This is a genomic window from Streptomyces sp. NPDC004126, assembly GCF_050275515.1.
Taxonomy (GTDB): domain Bacteria; phylum Actinomycetota; class Actinomycetes; order Streptomycetales; family Streptomycetaceae; genus Streptomyces.
The window spans coordinates 61894-79607 of record NZ_JBNNPF010000004.1 but is presented as its reverse complement, the minus strand read 5'-3'; the positions used below and the strand labels follow the sequence as shown (position 1 = coordinate 79607).

Annotated in this window: 14 protein-coding genes; 10 read left to right on the top strand and 4 right to left on the bottom strand. The window is 70.3% G+C overall.

The features are described from left to right. The first annotated feature begins 261 nt into the window (after window positions 1–261). The 3 genes from ACQKM2_RS05645 (at window position 262) to ACQKM2_RS05635 (ending at window position 3363) form a co-directional block, all read left to right on the top strand. Window positions 262–864, top strand: coding sequence for a PadR family transcriptional regulator (locus ACQKM2_RS05645; protein ID WP_007265248.1), 603 nt, complete (start codon window positions 262–264; stop codon window positions 862–864). A gap of 50 nt (window positions 865–914) precedes the next feature. Further along, window positions 915–1997: an inositol-3-phosphate synthase gene (locus ACQKM2_RS05640; protein WP_427706925.1), complete on the top strand. Its 1083-nt coding sequence runs from the start codon at window positions 915–917 to the stop codon at window positions 1995–1997. A gap of 103 nt (window positions 1998–2100) precedes the next feature. After that, window positions 2101–3363 (top strand): MFS transporter, encoded by a 1263-nt coding sequence (locus ACQKM2_RS05635; protein ID WP_427706923.1) that lies wholly within the window; start codon window positions 2101–2103, stop codon window positions 3361–3363. A 75-nt stretch (window positions 3364–3438) separates the two neighbouring features. Here ACQKM2_RS05635 and ACQKM2_RS05630 read toward each other — a convergent pair whose 3' ends face one another. After that, on the bottom strand, window positions 3439–4890 hold the full coding sequence (locus ACQKM2_RS05630; protein WP_427706921.1) for a CCA tRNA nucleotidyltransferase: 1452 nt from the start codon (window positions 4888–4890) through the stop codon (window positions 3439–3441). Between the two features lie 186 nt (window positions 4891–5076). On the opposite strand from ACQKM2_RS05630, the gene ACQKM2_RS05625 reads away from it, so the two are divergent. The 7 genes from ACQKM2_RS05625 (at window position 5077) to trxA (ending at window position 14584) form a co-directional block, all read left to right on the top strand. Further along, window positions 5077–7344 carry a DUF6049 family protein gene (locus tag ACQKM2_RS05625; protein WP_427706919.1) on the top strand — a complete coding sequence of 756 codons (2268 nt, stop codon included), beginning with the start codon at window positions 5077–5079 and terminating at the stop codon, window positions 7342–7344. A 46-nt stretch (window positions 7345–7390) separates the two neighbouring features. Further along, window positions 7391–9574, top strand: coding sequence for a murein biosynthesis integral membrane protein MurJ (gene murJ, locus ACQKM2_RS05620; RefSeq protein ID WP_427706917.1), 2184 nt, complete (start codon window positions 7391–7393; stop codon window positions 9572–9574). Window positions 9575–9691: 117 nt separating this feature from the next. Then, window positions 9692–11392, top strand: coding sequence for a protein kinase family protein (locus ACQKM2_RS05615; protein ID WP_427706915.1), 1701 nt, complete (start codon window positions 9692–9694; stop codon window positions 11390–11392). 26 nt (window positions 11393–11418) lie between these two features. Further along, complete coding sequence (gene sigM, locus ACQKM2_RS05610; protein ID WP_427706913.1) at window positions 11419–12120, top strand: RNA polymerase sigma factor SigM; 702 nt, start codon at window positions 11419–11421, stop codon at window positions 12118–12120. Between the two features lie 14 nt (window positions 12121–12134). Then, window positions 12135–13088, top strand: coding sequence for an anti-sigma factor family protein (locus tag ACQKM2_RS05605; RefSeq protein ID WP_427707182.1), 954 nt, complete (start codon window positions 12135–12137; stop codon window positions 13086–13088). Window positions 13089–13235: 147 nt separating this feature from the next. After that, window positions 13236–14195: a thioredoxin-disulfide reductase gene (trxB, locus tag ACQKM2_RS05600; protein ID WP_427706911.1), complete on the top strand. Its 960-nt coding sequence runs from the start codon at window positions 13236–13238 to the stop codon at window positions 14193–14195. Window positions 14196–14245: 50 nt separating this feature from the next. Continuing rightward, on the top strand, window positions 14246–14584 hold the full coding sequence (trxA, locus tag ACQKM2_RS05595) for a thioredoxin (protein WP_427706909.1): 339 nt from the start codon (window positions 14246–14248) through the stop codon (window positions 14582–14584). Window positions 14585–14674: 90 nt separating this feature from the next. Here trxA and ACQKM2_RS05590 read toward each other — a convergent pair whose 3' ends face one another. The 3 genes from ACQKM2_RS05590 to ACQKM2_RS05580 form a co-directional block, all read right to left on the bottom strand. After that, entirely contained in the window at window positions 14675–15298 is a 624-nt protein-coding gene (locus ACQKM2_RS05590) for a GNAT family N-acetyltransferase (protein WP_427706907.1), read from the bottom strand. Between the two features lie 86 nt (window positions 15299–15384). Continuing rightward, window positions 15385–16467, bottom strand: a complete 1083-nt coding sequence (locus ACQKM2_RS05585) for a ParB/RepB/Spo0J family partition protein (protein WP_427706905.1) — start codon at window positions 16465–16467, stop codon at window positions 15385–15387. Beyond that, entirely contained in the window at window positions 16464–17564 is a 1101-nt protein-coding gene (locus tag ACQKM2_RS05580; protein ID WP_427706903.1) for a ParA family protein, read from the bottom strand. The genes ACQKM2_RS05585 and ACQKM2_RS05580 overlap by 4 nt, the downstream gene beginning before the upstream one ends. Between the last annotated feature and the right edge of the window lie 150 nt (window positions 17565–17714).

The following is a 17714-nucleotide window of genomic DNA, read 5'->3' as shown; positions in this document are numbered from 1 at the left end:
TCCTCGGGCAGGCGAGTGGCCTGGAAGCGGCAGGTGATTCCGGTTCCCCCCGGTGGTCCTGCCGCACAGACTACGCACGGCCAAAACCCAACCAGTGCCGAAGTTCACCCCAAATCAGGCAACTTGCGTCGTACGAATCGGTGATGTGACGCCGGTCACCACGTCACCGCTTGTCGCTTCGAGCAGCCCGTTCTATCGTCTGGATGTATCGAGCCGATACATCAGCTCGACATAAACTCCGAAGCAGAGAGGGGCAGGCGGATGAGCAGGCGCTCCGGCATCCTCGAGTTCGCCGTCCTCGGCCTGCTTCGTGAATCCCCCATGCACGGTTACGAGCTCCGCAAGCGGCTCAACACCTCGCTGGGGGTGTTCAGGGCGTTCAGCTACGGGACTCTCTACCCCTGCCTCAAGACTCTGGTCGCGAACGGCTGGTTGATCGAAGAACCGGGGAACGCCCCGGAAGACGCTCTCGCCGCTTCACTCGCAGGGCGCCGCGCCAAGATCGTCTACCGGTTGACGGCAGCAGGTAAGGAGCACTTCGAAGAGCTCCTCTCCCACACCGGCCCCGACACATGGGAGGACGAGTCCTTCGCCGCCCGCTTCGCCTTCTTCGGTCAGACCGAGCGGGACGTGCGGATGCGGGTACTGGAGGGCCGCCGCAGCCGGCTGGAGGAGCGCCTGGAGAAGATGCGCGCCTCGCTCGCCCGTACACGGGAGCGCCTGGACGACTACACGCTCGAACTGCAGCGGCACGGCATGGAGTCCGTCGAGCGTGAAGTGCGCTGGCTCAACGAGCTCATCGAGAGCGAGCGGGCGGGACGGGATCGGAGACGACCCGGACCGCCCGACGAAACTGCAAAGTGAGGCCTGTATCTCGCAGGCCTCGTTCCGAGAACAAACAGGGAGCAACCGGAATGGGTTCGGTTCGCGTAGCCATCGTCGGCGTGGGCAACTGCGCCGCCTCGCTGGTGCAGGGCGTCGAGTACTACAAGGACGCCGACCCGGCGTCCAAGGTCCCCGGTCTGATGCACGTCCAGTTCGGCGACTACCACGTGGGTGACGTCGAGTTCGTCGCCGCTTTCGACGTCGACGCGAAGAAGGTCGGCCTCGACCTCTCGGACGCCATCGGCGCCAGCGAGAACAACACCATCAAGATCTGCGACGTCCCGAACTCGGGCGTGACCGTCCAGCGCGGCCACACCTTCGACGGCCTGGGCAAGTACTACCGCCAGACCATCGAGGAGTCCGCCGAGGCCCCGGTCGACGTGGTCCAGGTCCTCAAGGACCGTCAGGTCGACGTCCTCGTCTGCTACCTCCCGGTCGGTTCCGAGGCGGCGGCGAAGTTCTACGCCCAGTGCGCCATCGACGCCAAGGTCGCCTTCGTCAACGCCCTCCCGGTCTTCATCGCCGGCACCAAGGAGTGGGCCGACAAGTTCACCGAGGCCGGTGTCCCGATCGTCGGCGACGACATCAAGTCCCAGGTCGGCGCCACCATCACGCACCGCGTGATGGCGAAGCTCTTCGAAGACCGCGGTGTCCGTCTCGAGCGCACCATGCAGCTCAACGTCGGCGGCAACATGGACTTCAAGAACATGCTCGAGCGCGAGCGCCTGGAGTCGAAGAAGATCTCCAAGACGCAGGCCGTCACCTCGCAGATCCCCGACCGTGAGCTCGGCGAGAAGAACGTCCACATCGGCCCGTCCGACTACGTCGCGTGGCTCGACGACCGCAAGTGGGCCTACGTCCGCCTCGAGGGCCGCGCCTTCGGCGACGTCCCGCTGAACCTCGAGTACAAGCTCGAGGTGTGGGACTCCCCGAACTCCGCCGGTGTCATCATCGACGCCGTGCGCGCCGCGAAGATCGCCAAGGACCGCGGCATCGGCGGCCCGATCCTGTCGGCCTCCAGCTACTTCATGAAGTCCCCGCCGGTCCAGTACTTCGACGACGAGGCCTACGCCAACGTCGAGAAGTTCATCAAGGGCGAGGTCGAGCGCTAGTCGCCCCAAGGGTCCTCCGGACACCTGGTCTTCGACCGCTCTTCCACCGAGGGTCCCCGGACGATGTGTCCGGGGACCCTCGGTGTGTGTGACCCTTGCCCTCATGCCCGTCGTAGGTGATCTGCGCGTACTCCTGCGCCTGAGGGACTTCCGCAACCTGCTCGCCGTGCGGCTGTTCTCGCAGGCTGCCGACGGCGTCTACCAGGTCGCGCTCGCCACGTACGTGGTCTTCTCCCCCGAGAAGCAGACCTCGCCCGCGGCCATCGCCTCGGCCATGGCGGTGCTGCTGCTGCCCTACTCGGCCGTCGGGCCCTTCGCCGGAGTGCTGCTGGACCGGTGGCGCAGGCGCCAGGTCTTCCTCTACGGCAACCTGCTGCGGGCCCTGCTGGCGTGTGTGACCGCCGTGCTGATCGTCGTCCACGTCCCCGACTGGCTCTTCTACGCCTCGGCCCTGTCCGTGACGGCGGTCAACCGCTTCGTCCTCGCCGGGCTCGCCGCGTCCCTGCCCCACGTCGTCCGTGCCGACCAGCTGGTCACCGCGAACGCCCTCTCACCCACCGCCGGCACGCTGGCGGCGGTCGCCGGAGGCGGGCTGGCCTTCCTGGTCCGACTACTGGCCTCGGGGTCCAACGCCCTCGTCGTCCTGCTCGGCGCGACCCTCTACCTGTTCGCGGCCCTGGCCTCCCTCCGCCTGGCCATCGGGCTCCTGGGGCCCGACCACCGGGGCGGGCCCGAGCATCCCTCGCTCCTCGAAGGGATCGCCCTCACGGTCCGGGGCATGGCCGAGGGCCTCAGGCACCTGGCCGGCCGCCGGGAGGCCGCGCGGGCGCTGACCGCGATGACCCTGATGCGGTTCTGCTACGGCGCCCTGACCGTGATGCTGCTGATGCTCTGCCGCTACTCCTGGTCGGACAACGAGGCCGACGGGCTGGCCCTGCTGGGGATCGCCGTCGGGGTGTCCGGGGCCGGATTCTTCGCTGCCGCCCTCGTCACCCCCTGGATGGTGCACCGCCTCGGACCGCTGGGCTGGATCGTCGTCTGCGCGGCGGCCTCGGCCGTGCTGGTGCCCGCTCTCGGGCTTTTTTTCGCGCCCGGTCCGATGCTCGTCGCCGCCTTCGTCCTCGGCCTCGCCACCCAGGGCGCCAAGATCTCCACCGACACGGTCCTGCAGTCCCGGGTCGACGACGAGTTCCGGGGCCGGGTCTTCTCCGTCTACGACGTGCTCTTCAACATCGCCTTCGTCGGGGCGGCCGCCGTGGCCTCCCTCATGCTCCCCACCGACGGCAGGTCCGTCGCCCTGCTCGTCAGCGTGGCCCTGCTCTACGCGGCCACGGCCGTTTTCCTGCGCCGGCGATGTTTCACGTGAAACACGCCGGCCGACGTTTCACGTGAAACACGGCGGCGATGTTTCACGTGAAACATCGCCGCCGGGGATCGTCCGTCAGGCCCGGGGGGCCTGAGCCGCCCACCACTCCTTGAGCGCCGCGACCGCGGCCTCTCGTTCCATCGGGCCGTTCTCCAGCCTCAGCTCCAGCAGGAACGCGTAGGCCTTGCCCACCGCCGGGCCGGGGCCGATCTCCAGGATCTGCTGGATCTCGTTCCCGTTCAGGTCGGGGCGGATCGCATCCAGCTCCTCCTGCTCCTGGAGCTGCGCGATGCGCTCCTCCAGACCGTCATAGGTACGGGACAGCGCGTTGGCCTTGCGCTTGTTGCGCGTGGTGCAGTCCGACCGGGTCAGCTTGTGCAGACGGTCGAGCAGCGGGCCGGCGTCGCGGACGTAGCGCCGGACCGCCGAGTCCGTCCACTCGCCGTCCCCGTACCCGTGGAAGCGCAGGTGCAGCTCCACCAGCCGGGACACGTCCCTGATCATCTCGTTGGAGTACTTCAGCGCCGTCATGCGCTTCTTGGTCATCTTCGCGCCGACCACCTCGTGGTGGTGGAAGGAGACGCGGCCGTCGCTCTCGAAGCGGCGGGTCCGGGGCTTGCCGATGTCGTGCAGCAGGGCGGCCAGCCGCAGCACCAGGTCCGGACCGTCCTCCTCCAGGTCGATCGCCTGCTCCAGGACGATCAGCGAGTGGTCGTAGACGTCCTTGTGCCGGTGGTGCTCGTCACGCTCCAGCCGCAGGGCCGGCAGCTCCGGCAGGACCCGGTCGGCGAGACCGGTGTCCACCAGCAGGCCCAGGCCCTTGCGGGGGTGGGCGGACAGCAGCAGCTTGTTCAGCTCGCCCTGCACGCGCTCGGCCGAGACGATCTCGATCCGGTCGGACATCGCCTTCATCGCCGACACGACCTCGGGCGCGACCTCGAAGTCCAGCTGCGCGGCGAAGCGTGCCGCGCGCAGCATGCGCAGCGGGTCGTCCGAGAAGGAGTCCTCCGGCGTCCCGGGCGTCCGCAGCACACCGGCGGCCAGGTCCTCCAGGCCGCCGTGCGGGTCGACGAACTCCTGCTCCGGGAGGGCCAGGGCCATGGCGTTGACGGTGAAGTCCCGTCGGACCAGGTCCTCCTCGATGGAGTCGCCGTAGGAGACCTCGGGCTTGCGCGAGGTCCGGTCGTACGCCTCGGAGCGGTACGTGGTCACCTCGATCTGGAACCCGTCGCGCTGCGCCCCGACGGTGCCGAAGGCGATGCCTACGTCCCAGATCGAGTCCGCCCAGGGACGCATGATCTTCAGTACGGCCTCGGGGCGCGCGTCGGTGGTGAAGTCGAGGTCGTTGCCGAGACGCCCGAGCAGCGCGTCGCGGACGGACCCGCCGACCAGGGCGAGGCGGAAGCCCGCCTCCTGGAACCGGCGTCCGAGCTCGTCGGCGACAGGAGCGACCCGCAGCAGTTCACTGACCGCGCGGCGCTGCACCTGACTCAGGGCACTGGGGTTGTCTTCGTTGGCGTTCGGCACAACAGAAAAGGGTACGTGGCCCGCCCGGCGGGGGCTCCCCCGTTTCACGGCCACCCCGCCGTCGGCGGCCCGGGAAGCGGAACCGATCGTGTGGAGCAAGGCGCGGCACTCGCGCACAGCGCGCCTCGTTACCATGCGTGGACGCAGAACCGACGACCACTGACACTTCGAGGGACGGGCGAACGCGTGGCCGATGCGGCAGACATCCAGGGGGCGGCCTCCGTCCCTGCCCGGCGCCGCTGGCTGCGGCGGGCAGTGGTCCTGCTCAGCGGGACACCGGTGCTGGCCGCCCTGATCTACGCCCCCGCCCCGGCCGCGCACGCGGCCGATTCCTCGGTCGACGTCCAGCTGACCGAGGTTTCACCGAGCGCTCCGGTCAAGAGCGACACGCTCACGGTCTCCGGCACCGTGGTCAACAACGGCTCGGAGACGATCAAGAACGCCCATGTGGGACTGCGGGTCGGGCCCAGGCTGGGGGACCGGTCGGCGATCGGCGAGGTGTCGGACCGCAAGGGGTTCCGGCCCGGAGTGGACCCGGGGGAGATCGACCCGGCCTTCGCCGTGAAGATCGACTCGCTGACCTCCAAGGTCGGCCAGCAGTTCACGATCAAGGTGCCGGTGAACAAGCTGGACCTGGGCGCGGACGGGGTCTACCAGCTCGGCGTCTCCCTGTCCGGGTCGACCGACAGCCGCCCGCACGAGCAGGTCCTGGGCATCCAGCGGACCTTCCTGCCCTGGCAGCCGGACCCGGCGGCCAAGCGGTCCTCGCTGACCTACGTGTGGCCGCTGATCTCCACCACGCACGTCACGGCGGAGACCGGCTCGGACGAGCTCCAGACCCCCGTCTTCCTCGACGACTCCCTGGCGGACGAGCTGCGGCCGGGCGGCCGCCTGGAGCGGATGGTCGCGCTCGGCAAGGACCTGCCGGTCACCTGGGTCATCGACCCGGACCTGCTCACCGCGGTCGACGCCATGACCAAGGGCTACCGGGTCCGCAGCTCCAACCCGGACGGCAAGCCCGTACAGGGCCGGAACCGGGCCGTCGCGGAGCAGTGGCTGAGCGCCCTGGAAACCTCCGTACAGGGCAAGAAGGTCGTCGCGCTGCCCTTCGCCGATCCCGACATCGCCTCCCTCGCCCACCACGGCAAGGAGGTCTCGGGCACCCTGGGCCAGCTGCGGCCCGCCACCGACAAGGCGAAGCAGGCCGTGGAGACGGTGCTGCACGTCCCCGCCTCCACCGACTTCTCCTGGCCGGTGGACGGCGCCATCGACCCCGCGATCGTCAACGTCGCCACCTCGGCCGGCGCGCACAACGTCCTGGCCCGCAGCGACAGCCTGCAGGAAACCGGCGCGCTCGGGTACACGCCGACGGCCGCCCGTCCCATCGGTGCGGGCACCACCGCCGTGGTGGCCGACGCCGACCTCTCCACCGCCTTCGAGGGCGACATGGCCGCAGCCGGGAACTCCACGCTCGCCGTGCAGCGGTTCCTGGCCCACAGCCTCGCCCTGAACCTGCAGAACAGCGACGAGCCGCGCAGCTACGTGGTGACCCCGCAGCGCCGGCCGACGGCCAGCCAGGCGGATTCGATGGCCGTCGCCCTGCGCGGGCTCCAGGCGGCCCGCTGGACCCAGCCCTCCGACCTGGAGGCGGCGGCCGCGGCGAAGCCCGACCCCGGCGCCGCGACCCAGGTGCCGGGTGCCGGCCAGTACCCGGAAGCCCTGGCCAAGCAGGAGCTTCCGGTGTCCGCCTTCGAGAAGATCCGCACCACGCAGAGCACGCTCGACCACTTCAAGGTCATCCTCTCGGCGCCGGACCGCGTCGAGATCCCCTTCGGCAACACCACGAACCGGGAGATGTCGACCTCCTGGCGGGGCCGTCCCGAGGAGGCCGCCGCCTACCGCGACCAGGTGCAGGCCTACCTGATCGGGCTGACCGACAAGGTCAAGGTCGTCCCCAAGTCCGACGCCACCCTGTCCGGCCACAGCGCGACCATTCCGGTCAGCGTCCAGAACAGCCTCGTCCAGGACGTCCACAACCTCGTGCTGCGCGTGAAGTCCGCCAACCCCACCCGTCTGATGTTCGGCGACAGCGGCGAATCGGAACAGGAAGTCACCGTTCAGGGCGGTCACAGCCAGACGGTAAAGTTCACCGCCAACGCCACCGCGAGTGGTCCGGTCGAGGTCAGCGCACGCCTGTACACCAAGGACGGCGTGCCGTACGGCAAAGAACGCAAGTTCACGGTCGAGGCCACCGAGATCACTCCCACCGTCATGCTCGTCATCGCCGGCGGTGTGCTCCTCCTCGTTCTGGCGGGCATCAAGATGTACGCCAGCCGCAAGCGCGTGGCCGCGCGAGCGGCCGCTGAGGAGAGCACGCAGCCGAGTGACGAGTCCACGGACACCGGACCGCAAAGCACCGAGGGGTCCGGCACGGGTGAGACAGTGGACCGTTGAGCGATGCCGTGGCCGTTCGGCCTGGGGACGATGAGGTGGGGTTGCGATGAACGCGCCGTACAACGGTGACCGCGCGCAGGGCACTGGCGGGCCTACGCCCTCCCAGGGCACTGCCCCGGGCGCTCCGGTGCCCGGACAGGTTCCGGCGCCCGCGCCCGCACAGGACCACGACCCGTACGTCCAGGACGCCTACGACTACGACCCCTACCGGTCGCAGGACCTGTCCGCCCAGGACCCGGTGACCGAGGCCCTCTACGACCGTGCCTCGCACCCCCCGCCGCCCCCGGGCACCTACCAGGAGGCCGGCCCGCTCTACGCGGCTCCCCAGGCCCCCTCGCACGGCCCCGACCCGCACATCTGGGCCCAGACCCCGCCGCCGGAACCGGACGGCCCTTCCCGCCACCTGCCCTACGGCGACCACGCGGCGACGACGCAGTTCGTCGGAGTGGACTCGCTCGTGACCCGGGCGTCCGAGGAAGAGCCCGAGCCCGACGCCTTCACGCACCTCTACCGCGACCAGCAGGCCGCCCACGGCGCCGCCGGCCCGTCCGCCGAGGAGGCACCGGTCGCGGCGCCGGCACCGGCCAAGCCCGCCGGCAAGGCGGCCGGCCTGCTCAAGTCCAGCGCCCTGATGGCGGCCGGCACGATCGTCTCCCGCATCACCGGCTTCGCCCGCACCCTGATCACCGCGGGCGCCATCGGCGTCGCCTCCCTCAACGACTCCTTCCAGGTCGCCAACACCCTGCCGACGATGATCTACGTCCTCGTCGGCGGCGGTGCCCTCAACGCGGTCTTCATCCCGCAGCTCGTACGCGCGATGAAGAACGACGACGACGGCGGCGAGGCCTACGCCAACCGCCTGCTCACCCTCGTCATCACGCTGCTCGGCGCGGTCACCGTCGTCTGCGTCCTCGCCGCCCCGATCTTCATCCGGATGATGTCGCCGACCATCGCCGGCGATCCGAAGCGCCTCGAAGTCGCCGTGGCCTTCGCCCAATACTGCCTGCCCACGATGTTCTTCATGGGCATTCACGTGGTGCTCGGTCAGATCCTCAACGCCCGGGGCCGGTTCGGCGCGATGATGTGGACGCCGGTCCTCAACAACATCGTCATCATCGCCACCTTCGGCGCCTTCATCTGGGCCTTCGGCGGGTTCACGACCTCCGGTGTCTCGGAGGCCACCATCACCCCCGAGGGCGTCCGCCTCTTGGGCATCGGCACCCTGCTCGGACTCGCCGTCCAGGCGCTGGCGATGCTGCCCTACCTGCGCGAGACGGGCTTCAAGCCGCGCCTGCGGTTCGACTGGAAGGGCCACGGCCTCGGCAAGGCGGTCGGCCTGGCGAAGTGGACGTTCTTCTTCGTCCTCGCCAACCAGATCGGCTTCGTCGTCGTCACCCAGCTCGCCACAGCGGCCGGCACGGCCGCCGAGAAGCTGGGCCACGGCGGTACCGGCATCACCGCCTACCAGTACGCCCTGCTGCTGTGGCAGATGCCGCAGGCCATCATCACCGTGTCCGTCATGACCGCGGTCCTGCCCCGGATTTCCCGGTCCGCCCACGACGGCGACGCCGCCGCCGTCCGCGACGACATCTCGTACGGTCTGCGCACCTCGGCCGTGGCCATCGTGCCCTGCGCCTTCGCCTTCCTCGCGCTCGGCGTCCCGATCGCCACCCTGCTCTACGCCAGCGCGGGCAAGGACGCCGTGAACATCGGCTTCATGCTGATGGCCTTCGGCCTCGGCCTGATCCCGTACTCCGTCCAGTACGTGGTCCTGCGCGGGTTCTACGCCTACGAGGACACCCGGACCCCCTTCTACAACACCGTCATCGTCGCGGCCGTCAACGCCGCCGTCTCGGCCCTCGCCTACTTCGTGCTGCCCGCACGCTGGGCCGTCATCGGCATGGCCGCCGCGTACGGCCTCGGCTACCTGGTCGGCGTCGGCGTGGCCTGGCGCCGCCTCAAGGCCCGCCTCGGCGGGGACCTCGACGGTGCCCACGTCATGCGCACCTACACCCGCCTGATCGGCGCGTGCGTCCCGGCCGCCGTGGTGGGCGGCGCCGTCGCCTACGCGGTCATGCAGGTCCTGGGCAGCGGAGCCCTCGGTTCCGTCGCCGCCCTGGTCGCGGGCGGCATCGCCCTGGGAGGCGTGTTCCTCCTCGCCGCCAAGCGGATGCGGATCGAAGAGCTCAACTCCATGGTCGGAATGGTCCGCGGACGTCTGGGGCGCTGATGCGCACAACCGTCACCCCCCTTCGTGTGTCGTGCATAGCGGCGGACTGTGGGCACAATTGGCATGGCTTCGCAGACTGGCCGACAGCGCGCAACGGATGGGGAGGCAGGGACGACGGTGGCGGAACGTAGCACGGCTGCCGTCGACGTGGCCCACAACAGCGGCGAGCAGCCGCTGGCCGCAGATGCGGCCAAGGCCACGGCCGACGGGGTGGACGCCAAGAACGGAAAAGCCTCGGACGGACCGGTGCCCGAGAAGGACGGCGAGCGCGCGGCCGCGGCACCGGCGGCCGCGCCGGAACTGCACAGCGGGCACAAGCTCGCGCGGCGCTACCGCCTGGAGGAGTGCGTCACCCGTCTGGACGGGTTCAGCAGCTGGCGCGCCATGGACGAGAAGCTGCGCCGCGCGGTGGGCGTCCACCTGCTGCCCGCGGACCACCCCAGGGCCCGCAGCGTCCTGGCCGCGGCCCGCTCGTCCGCCCTGCTCGGCGACCCCCGGTTCGTCCAGGTCCTCGACGCCGTGGAGGAGAACGACCTCGTCTACGTCGTCCACGAGTGGCTGCCCGACGCCACCGAACTGACCTCGGTCCTGGCCGCCGGCACCCTCGAACCCCACGAGGCCTACCAGCTGGTCAGCCAGGTCTCCCAGGCCATGGCCGCCGCCCACCGCGAGGGCCTGGCCCACCTGCGCCTGACGCCCAGCGCGATACTGCGCACCTCCACCGGCCAGTACCGCATCCGCGGCCTCGCCGTGAACGCCGCCCTGCGCGGCATCACCAGCGACACCCCGCAGCGGGCGGACACCGAGGCCATCGGCGCGCTGCTGTACGCCTCCCTCACCCAGCGCTGGCCCTACGAGAACGACGCGTACGGCCTGCGCGGCCTGCCCAAGGGCGTCGGCCTGCTCGCCCCCGACCAGGTTCGCGCCGGCGTCCACCGGGGCCTCGGCGAGCTCGCCATGCGCGCCCTCGCCAACGACGGGGCGACCGCGTCCCGCCAGGAGCCCGCCTGCACCAGCCCCGAGGAGCTGGCCAAGGCCGTCGCCGAGATGCCCCGCATCCGGCCGCCGGAGCCCGCCTTCACCGCGCCTCCGGAGTACCAGCACACCACCTACCAGCAGGGCACCTACGGCCGTCCCGCGCCGGTCGGGCTGCCGACCACCCAGGCGGTCCCGTCCGTCCCCCCGCCGCCGCTGCAGAGCCGCACCGGGCGCGCCCTGAAGTGGGGCGTCGCCGCCCTGCTGATCGTCGCCCTGGGCCTCGGCAGCTGGCAGCTCGCCGACACCCTCCTGGAGCACAGCAAGTCGGGCGACGGTGACAGCACCCAGACCCAGCAGCAGGGCCCCAACGACGCCCCTCAGAAGAAGGAGCTCGCGCCGCTCTCCATCAAGAGCGCGAAGGAGTACGCGCCGGACGGCGTCCCGCAGAACGCGGCCGACGTCGGCAAGACGTACGACGGGGACCCGTCCAGCTACTGGCGGACCAAGAGCTTCTCCGACGGCCCCAAGATCGCGATCAAGCCCGGTGTCGGGATCGTCTACGACCTCGGTTCGGAGCAGGAGGTCAGCGAGGTCTCGATAGCGCTGAGGTACCCGGGCGACCACACCACCCTGACGGTGTACGCGGCGGAGACGGCCGACTCGAAGAAGAAGATCACGAGCACGAACACCAAGGACAGCAACGTCAAGCTGGCCGTAGAGAAGCCGGTCAAGACCCGCTACGTGCTCCTGTGGATCACGGCCATGCCGTACGCGCCCTACGACAACTTCAGCGGCGAAGGCTACAAGCAGGGCATCACGGACGTGCAGTTCAAGGGCTGACGCAGGGCAGGGGAGGGGGCTCACCGTTGGACGACGCCGCGACCGGCGAGCACAGCGACCAGGATCTCCTTTCCCTGCACGTCGCCGGCGATCCCGACGCCTTCGGGGAGCTCGTACGGCGCCACCGCGACCGGCTCTGGGCCGTCGCGCTGCGCACCCTCGGCGACCGCGAGGAGGCCGCGGACGCCGTCCAGGACGCCCTCGTCTCCGCCTACCGGGCCGCCCACACCTTCCGGGGCGATTCCGCGGTCACCACCTGGCTGCACCGGATCACCGTCAACGCCTGTCTCGACCGCGCCCGCAAGGCCGCCTCCCGCCGGACCGCTCCCCTCGACGACACGGACCGCCTGGAGCGGCTGCTGGAGCCCCACGAGTCCGCCGAGGCGCCTGCGGAGCGCCAGGACCTCCACCGCCAGCTCCTGGCCGCCCTCAGCACCCTCCCGGCCGAGCAGCGGGCCGCCCTCGTCCTCGTCGACATGCAGGGATACCCCGTCGCCGACGCCGCCCGCATCCTCGACGTCCCCACCGGCACGGTGAAGAGCCGGTGCGCGCGGGGCCGGGCCAAACTCCTCCCGATGCTCACTCATCTGCGCACGAATGCCGGGGATAACACCACCTCGGAGCGGGGAAGGAACCGGACGCCGGGGACACCCGTCCCACCTGCGGCAGACCCCAGGAATCCAGAACCGGATCCAGACGCTGTGAAGGGCGGAGGTGGACGACCGTGAGCCCCTCGACCGGCATGACCGGCACTGCCGGCACGACCTGGCACCCGGAAGTATCGGAGATCTCCGACCTCACCGAAGGGCTGCTCTCCCCCGCCCGTACCGCCGAGGTGCGCGGCCACCTCGGGAACTGCGCGCTCTGCGCCGACGTGCTCGCCTCCCTGGAGGAGATCCGGTCCCTCCTCGGCACCCTCCCGGGGCCGCCGCGCATGCCCTCGTCCATCGCCGGCCGGATCGACGCGGCCCTCGCCGCCGAGGCGCTCCTCGACTCGACGACGCCCCGGGCCGAGGCCGCTGCCTCCGGACCGCACCCCATGCGCGATGTTTCACGTGAAACATCGCCGGCGACCGCGGTCGGCACGGGCCGGAACGAGGCCCACCGGCCCACCGGTCACCCGTCTGGCCCAACGGGCCCCGGTCGTCGTCGCGCCCGGCGCCGTATCGCCGTCCTCACCGGGCTGGCCGGGGCAGCCGCCTGCGCCCTCGCCGTCATCCTCTTCAACGGACTGGGCGGCACCGGCTCGCATGACACCGCCACGCGCAACGACCCGGCGAGGACCTCCGCCGACTCCCCGACCCCCGGCGGGTACACCGCCCAGGGACTCCGGCAGAGCGTCCGGCAGCTGCTCGCCGGCGAAGCCGCGGCGAACACCCCGAAGACCGCACCGGGCGAGACCGACAGGAGCATGGGGCTGCAGGAAGCCTCCCCCGGGTTGGCTCCCGCCGACCGGCTCGCCTCTCCGGAGCCGGCACCGGTCCCGCCCTGCGTCCAGCAGGGCACCGGCCGGACCGAACCGCCGGTCGCCTCCGAACGCGGCAGCTACCAGGGCACTCCCGTCTACCTCGTCGTACTGCCCCACCCGGGTGACCCTGCCCGGGTGGACGCCTATCTCGTGCCCGCCGGCTGTGCGGACAATCCGGCGCAAACACCGGACAAGCCCCTGCTGACCAGTACATATCCCCGCAACTGACGGGATCACGGGGTGGCCCGCCGCGCGTTGCGGGACTGGAGGGGCCAAGCGGGGAATGTGCGCGCCGTAGGATCCGTTGGGTGGGGTGAGAGTCCGCACCGGCCCCCGGTAGGCAGCACGAAGTCCGCAGAGACGAGGAAAGAACCCGTGAGCGACGTACGAAACGTGATCATCATCGGCTCCGGGCCGGCCGGTTACACGGCCGCCCTGTACACCGCACGCGCTTCGCTCAACCCCCTGGTCTTCGAAGGTGCCGTCACCGCCGGCGGCGCGCTCATGAACACCACCGAGGTCGAGAACTTCCCCGGCTTCCGGGACGGCATCATGGGCCCGGACCTCATGGACAACATGCGCGACCAGGCCGAGCGCTTCGGCGCCGAGCTCGTCCCGGACGACGTCGTCGCCGTGGACCTCACCGGTGAGATCAAGACCGTCACGGACACCGCCGGCACGGTGCACCGCGCCAAGGCCGTCATCGTCACGACCGGCTCCCAGCACCGCAAGCTCGGTCTGCCCAACGAGGACGCCCTCTCCGGCCGCGGTGTCTCCTGGTGCGCCACCTGTGACGGGTTCTTCTTCAAGGACCAGGACATCGCCGTCGTCGGCGGCGGCGACACCGCGATGGAGGAGGCCACCTTCCTCTCCCGGTTCGCCAAGTCCGTCACGATCGTCCACCGCCGTGACAGCCTGCGCGCCTCCAAGACCATGCAGGACCGCGCCTTCGCCGACCCGAAGATCAAGTTCGCCTGGGACAGCGAGGTCGCCGAGATCCACGGCGAGCAGAAGCTCTCCGGCCTCACCCTGCGCAACACCAAGACCGGCGAGACCTCCGAGCTGCCCGTGACCGGCCTGTTCATCGCCGTCGGACACGACCCGCGCACCGAGCTGTTCACCGGCCAGCTCGACCTGGACGACGAGGGCTACCTCAAGGTCGACGCTCCCTCGACGCGCACCAACCTGACCGGTGTGTTCGGCGCCGGCGACGTCGTGGACCACACCTACCGCCAGGCGATCACCGCGGCCGGCACCGGCTGCTCCGCCGCCCTCGACGCGGAGCGCTTCCTCGCGGCGCTCGCGGACGCCGAGCCGGCGGCCGCGACCGTCTGACCCGGCTCCATCCCCACACCCCACACCCCGTAGAAAAGAAGGAGGCCGCAGTGGCCGGCACCCTCAAGAACGTGACCGACGCGGACTTCGACGACGTCGTCCTGCGCAGCGAGAAGCCCGTCCTGGTGGACTTCTGGGCCGAGTGGTGCGGCCCGTGCCGCCAGATCGCGCCTTCGCTGGAGGCGATCGCCGCCGAACACGGCGACCAGATCGAGATCGTGAAGCTCAACATCGACCAGAACCCGGGCACCGCGGCCAAGTACGGCGTCATGTCCATCCCGACCCTGAACGTCTACCAGGGCGGCGAGGTCGTGAAGACCATCGTCGGTGCGAAGCCCAAGGCCGCCATCCTGCGCGACCTGTCCGACTTCGTCGAGGTGCAGGCCTGATCAGCCGCTCCGCGCGGTCGACAGTGACCACGTGAAACGGGGCCGCCCCTTCGGGGGCGGCCCCGTTCGCATGTCCGGAAGCCCAGCCGCTCACAGTGGGCGCAGTGCCGGCTCCTTGCGGGCCCTCGCTCCGCCCAACAGGCGGTCCAGGGCGAGCTCCACGTCTTCCTTCCACGACAGCGTCGTGCGCAGCTCCAGCCTCAGCCGGGGGTGGAACGGGTGGGGACGTACGGTCTTGAAGCCCACCGACAGCAGGTGGTCCGCCGGCAGCAGACAGGCGGGCCGCTCCCAACGCGCTTCACCGAACGCCTCGATCGCCTTGAACCCCCGTCGCAGCAGGTCCTTCGCGACCGTCTGGACCATCACCCGCCCCAGGCCCTGCCCCTGGTACCCCGGCATGATCCATCCCGTGATCAGCTGCACCGCGTCGGGGGACACCGGGCTCGTCGGGAACGAAGCGGCCCTCGGTACATAGGCGGGCGGGGCGTACAGCACGAACCCGACCGGGACCTCGTCCACGTAGACCACCCGGCCGCAGGAGCCCCAGTCCAGCAGGACCGCCGAGATCCAGGCCTCCTTCTCCAGCTCCGGAGTGCCCGCCTTCACGGCGGCCTCACCGGTGACGGGATCCAGCTCCCAGAACACACAGCTCCGACAACGCCTGGGCAGGTCCTGGAGGTTGTCCAGCGTGAGCGGTACCAGCCGACGACCCATGCCCACATCGTAAGCACTGCCCCCTGCTTCTTCGAGTGTGGACATCTCGAAGGAACAGGGGGCGGCAAGTGGAACGAGCCGGGGTACTACTCCCCGGAGAGGCCCTGTTCGAGCACGCGGCCCTCACCCGGCGCCAGCGTTCCCAGGATGCGTTCCAGGTCCTCCATCGACGCGAACTCGACGGTGATCTTGCCCTTCTTCTGACCCAGATCCACCTTCACCCGGGTCTCGAACCGGTCGGACAGACGGGTCGCCAGCTCGCTGAGCGCCGGGGACACACGCGCCCCGGCCCGCGGGCCCTTGGGCTTCACGGCGCTCGACGGCTCCGAGCCCATCAGCTGGATGATCTCCTCGACCGAGCGCACCGACAGCCCCTCGGCCACGATCCGCTCGGCGAGACGGAGCTGCTCCCCGAAGTCCTCCACGGATACGAGCGCCCGGGCATGCCCCGCCAACAGCACACCGGAGGCCACCTTCAGCTGTACATCGGGCGAGAGCCTCAGCAGCCGCAGGGTGTTGGTCACCTGCGGACGCGAGCGCCCGATCCGGTCCGCCAGCTGGTCGTGCGTGCAGTTGAACTCCTTGAGGAGCTGGTCGTACGCGGCGGCCTCCTCCAGCGGGTTCAGCTGCACGCGGTGCAGGTTCTCCAGGAGGGCGTCCAGCAGGAGCTTGTCGTCGTCCGTCGCCCGGATGATCGCGGGGATGGACTCCAGCCCCGCCAGCCCGCAGGCGCGGAAACGGCGCTCGCCCATGATCAGCTCATAGCGGCCGGGCTCCGTCTCCCGGACCACCACCGGCTGGAGCAGGCCCACCGTCTGGATCGAGGTCACCAGCTCGGCCAGCGCGTCCTCGTCGAGGTGGTTCATATTGCGGGGCTGCTTCGGGTTCGGCGAGATCGCGTCCAGCGGAAGCTCCGCGAACGTCGCTCCCGCCACCTCGTCGCTCGCCGGCTGGACCGCCGCCGTCTCCACGGGCACCAATGTTCCACGTGAAACATCCGCCTGGACCAACGCCGCGAGCTTCGCCGCCGCGATCCCCCGCTCCGACTGGAGCACCGGCACCGCCGACGGGTTCGTCGACCCGGTACCCACCACCGGCGTCTTCTCCTGGGGAGCGGACGGAATCAGCGCGCCGAGCCCCCGCCCCAGACCCCTACGTCGCTCGCTCACTGGATCCCCTCCGCCACACTCTGCGTGCTGTTCATGCCCGCGCCCAGATGGGCGTGCTGGGCGTCGTAATGGATTCCGGCCCCCCGCAGCGCGATCTCCCGCGCTGCTTCCAGGTAGGAAAGGGCACCGCTGGAACCCGGGTCGTACGTGAGGACCGTCTGCCCGTAGCTCGGAGCCTCCGAGATACGCACCGACCGCGGGATGCTCGTACGCAGCACCTCCTTGCCGAAGTGGGTGCGCACCTCGTCTGCCACCTGCGAGGCCAGCCGCGTCCTGCCGTCGTACATCGTCAGCAGGATCGTCGAGACGTGCAGGGCCGGGTTCAGGTGGGCCCGCACCAGGTCGACGTTGCGCAGCAGCTGTCCCAGGCCCTCCAGCGCGTAGTACTCGCACTGGATGGGGATCAGCACCTCCGCGCCGGCCACCATGGCGTTCACCGTCAGCAGGCCCAGCGAGGGCGGGCAGTCGATGAGGATGTAGTCGAGCGGCTGCTCGTACGCCTGGATCGCGCGCTGGAGCCGACTCTCGCGGGCCACCAGCGACACCAGCTCGATCTCCGCGCCGGCGAGGTCGATCGTGGCCGGGGCGCAGAAGAGCCCCTCCACGTCCACCACCGGCTGGACGACCTCCATCAGGGGACGGCTGTCCACGAGTACGTCGTAGATGGACGGCACGTCCGCGTGGTGGTCGATGCCCAGCGCCGTGGAGGCGTTGCCCTGCGGGTCGAGGTCGATGACCAGGACGCGCGCACCGTGCAGGGCCAGCGAGGCCGCCAGGTTCACGGTCGTCGTGGTCTTGCCGACGCCGCCCTTCTGGTTGGCCACGACCATGATCCGGGTCTGTGCAGGGCGGGGCAGAGCGGCACCGGTGTGCCCCAGGGACTCGATCGCCTGCTGGGCGGCGCGGGCGAGCGGGGCGTCCTCGATGTCGTCGTTGTCCACGAGGGGCGGGGACGATGTTTCACGTGAAACATCCTCACCCGGCGATTCAGAGCGGGGACCGGGGACCGGATCGGCCATCGGCCCCGCGAGGTTGGCGTCGGACCGCACGGTGTCACTCTCCTCGGCAGCGGGCTCGCGATGAACAGAGCCTGCCATGCCACCCGGGTCGCGAACCAGCGGGGCCCGTACTCCTGTGGATGAATCCACCGTTGTGGACAACTCCGTCACCCCCGCGTCCTTGCGGGGGCGGGGGGCCGCAGCAGCACGGCCGCGGCTGATGATTCCGTGCAGCAGAGAGCGACGTTT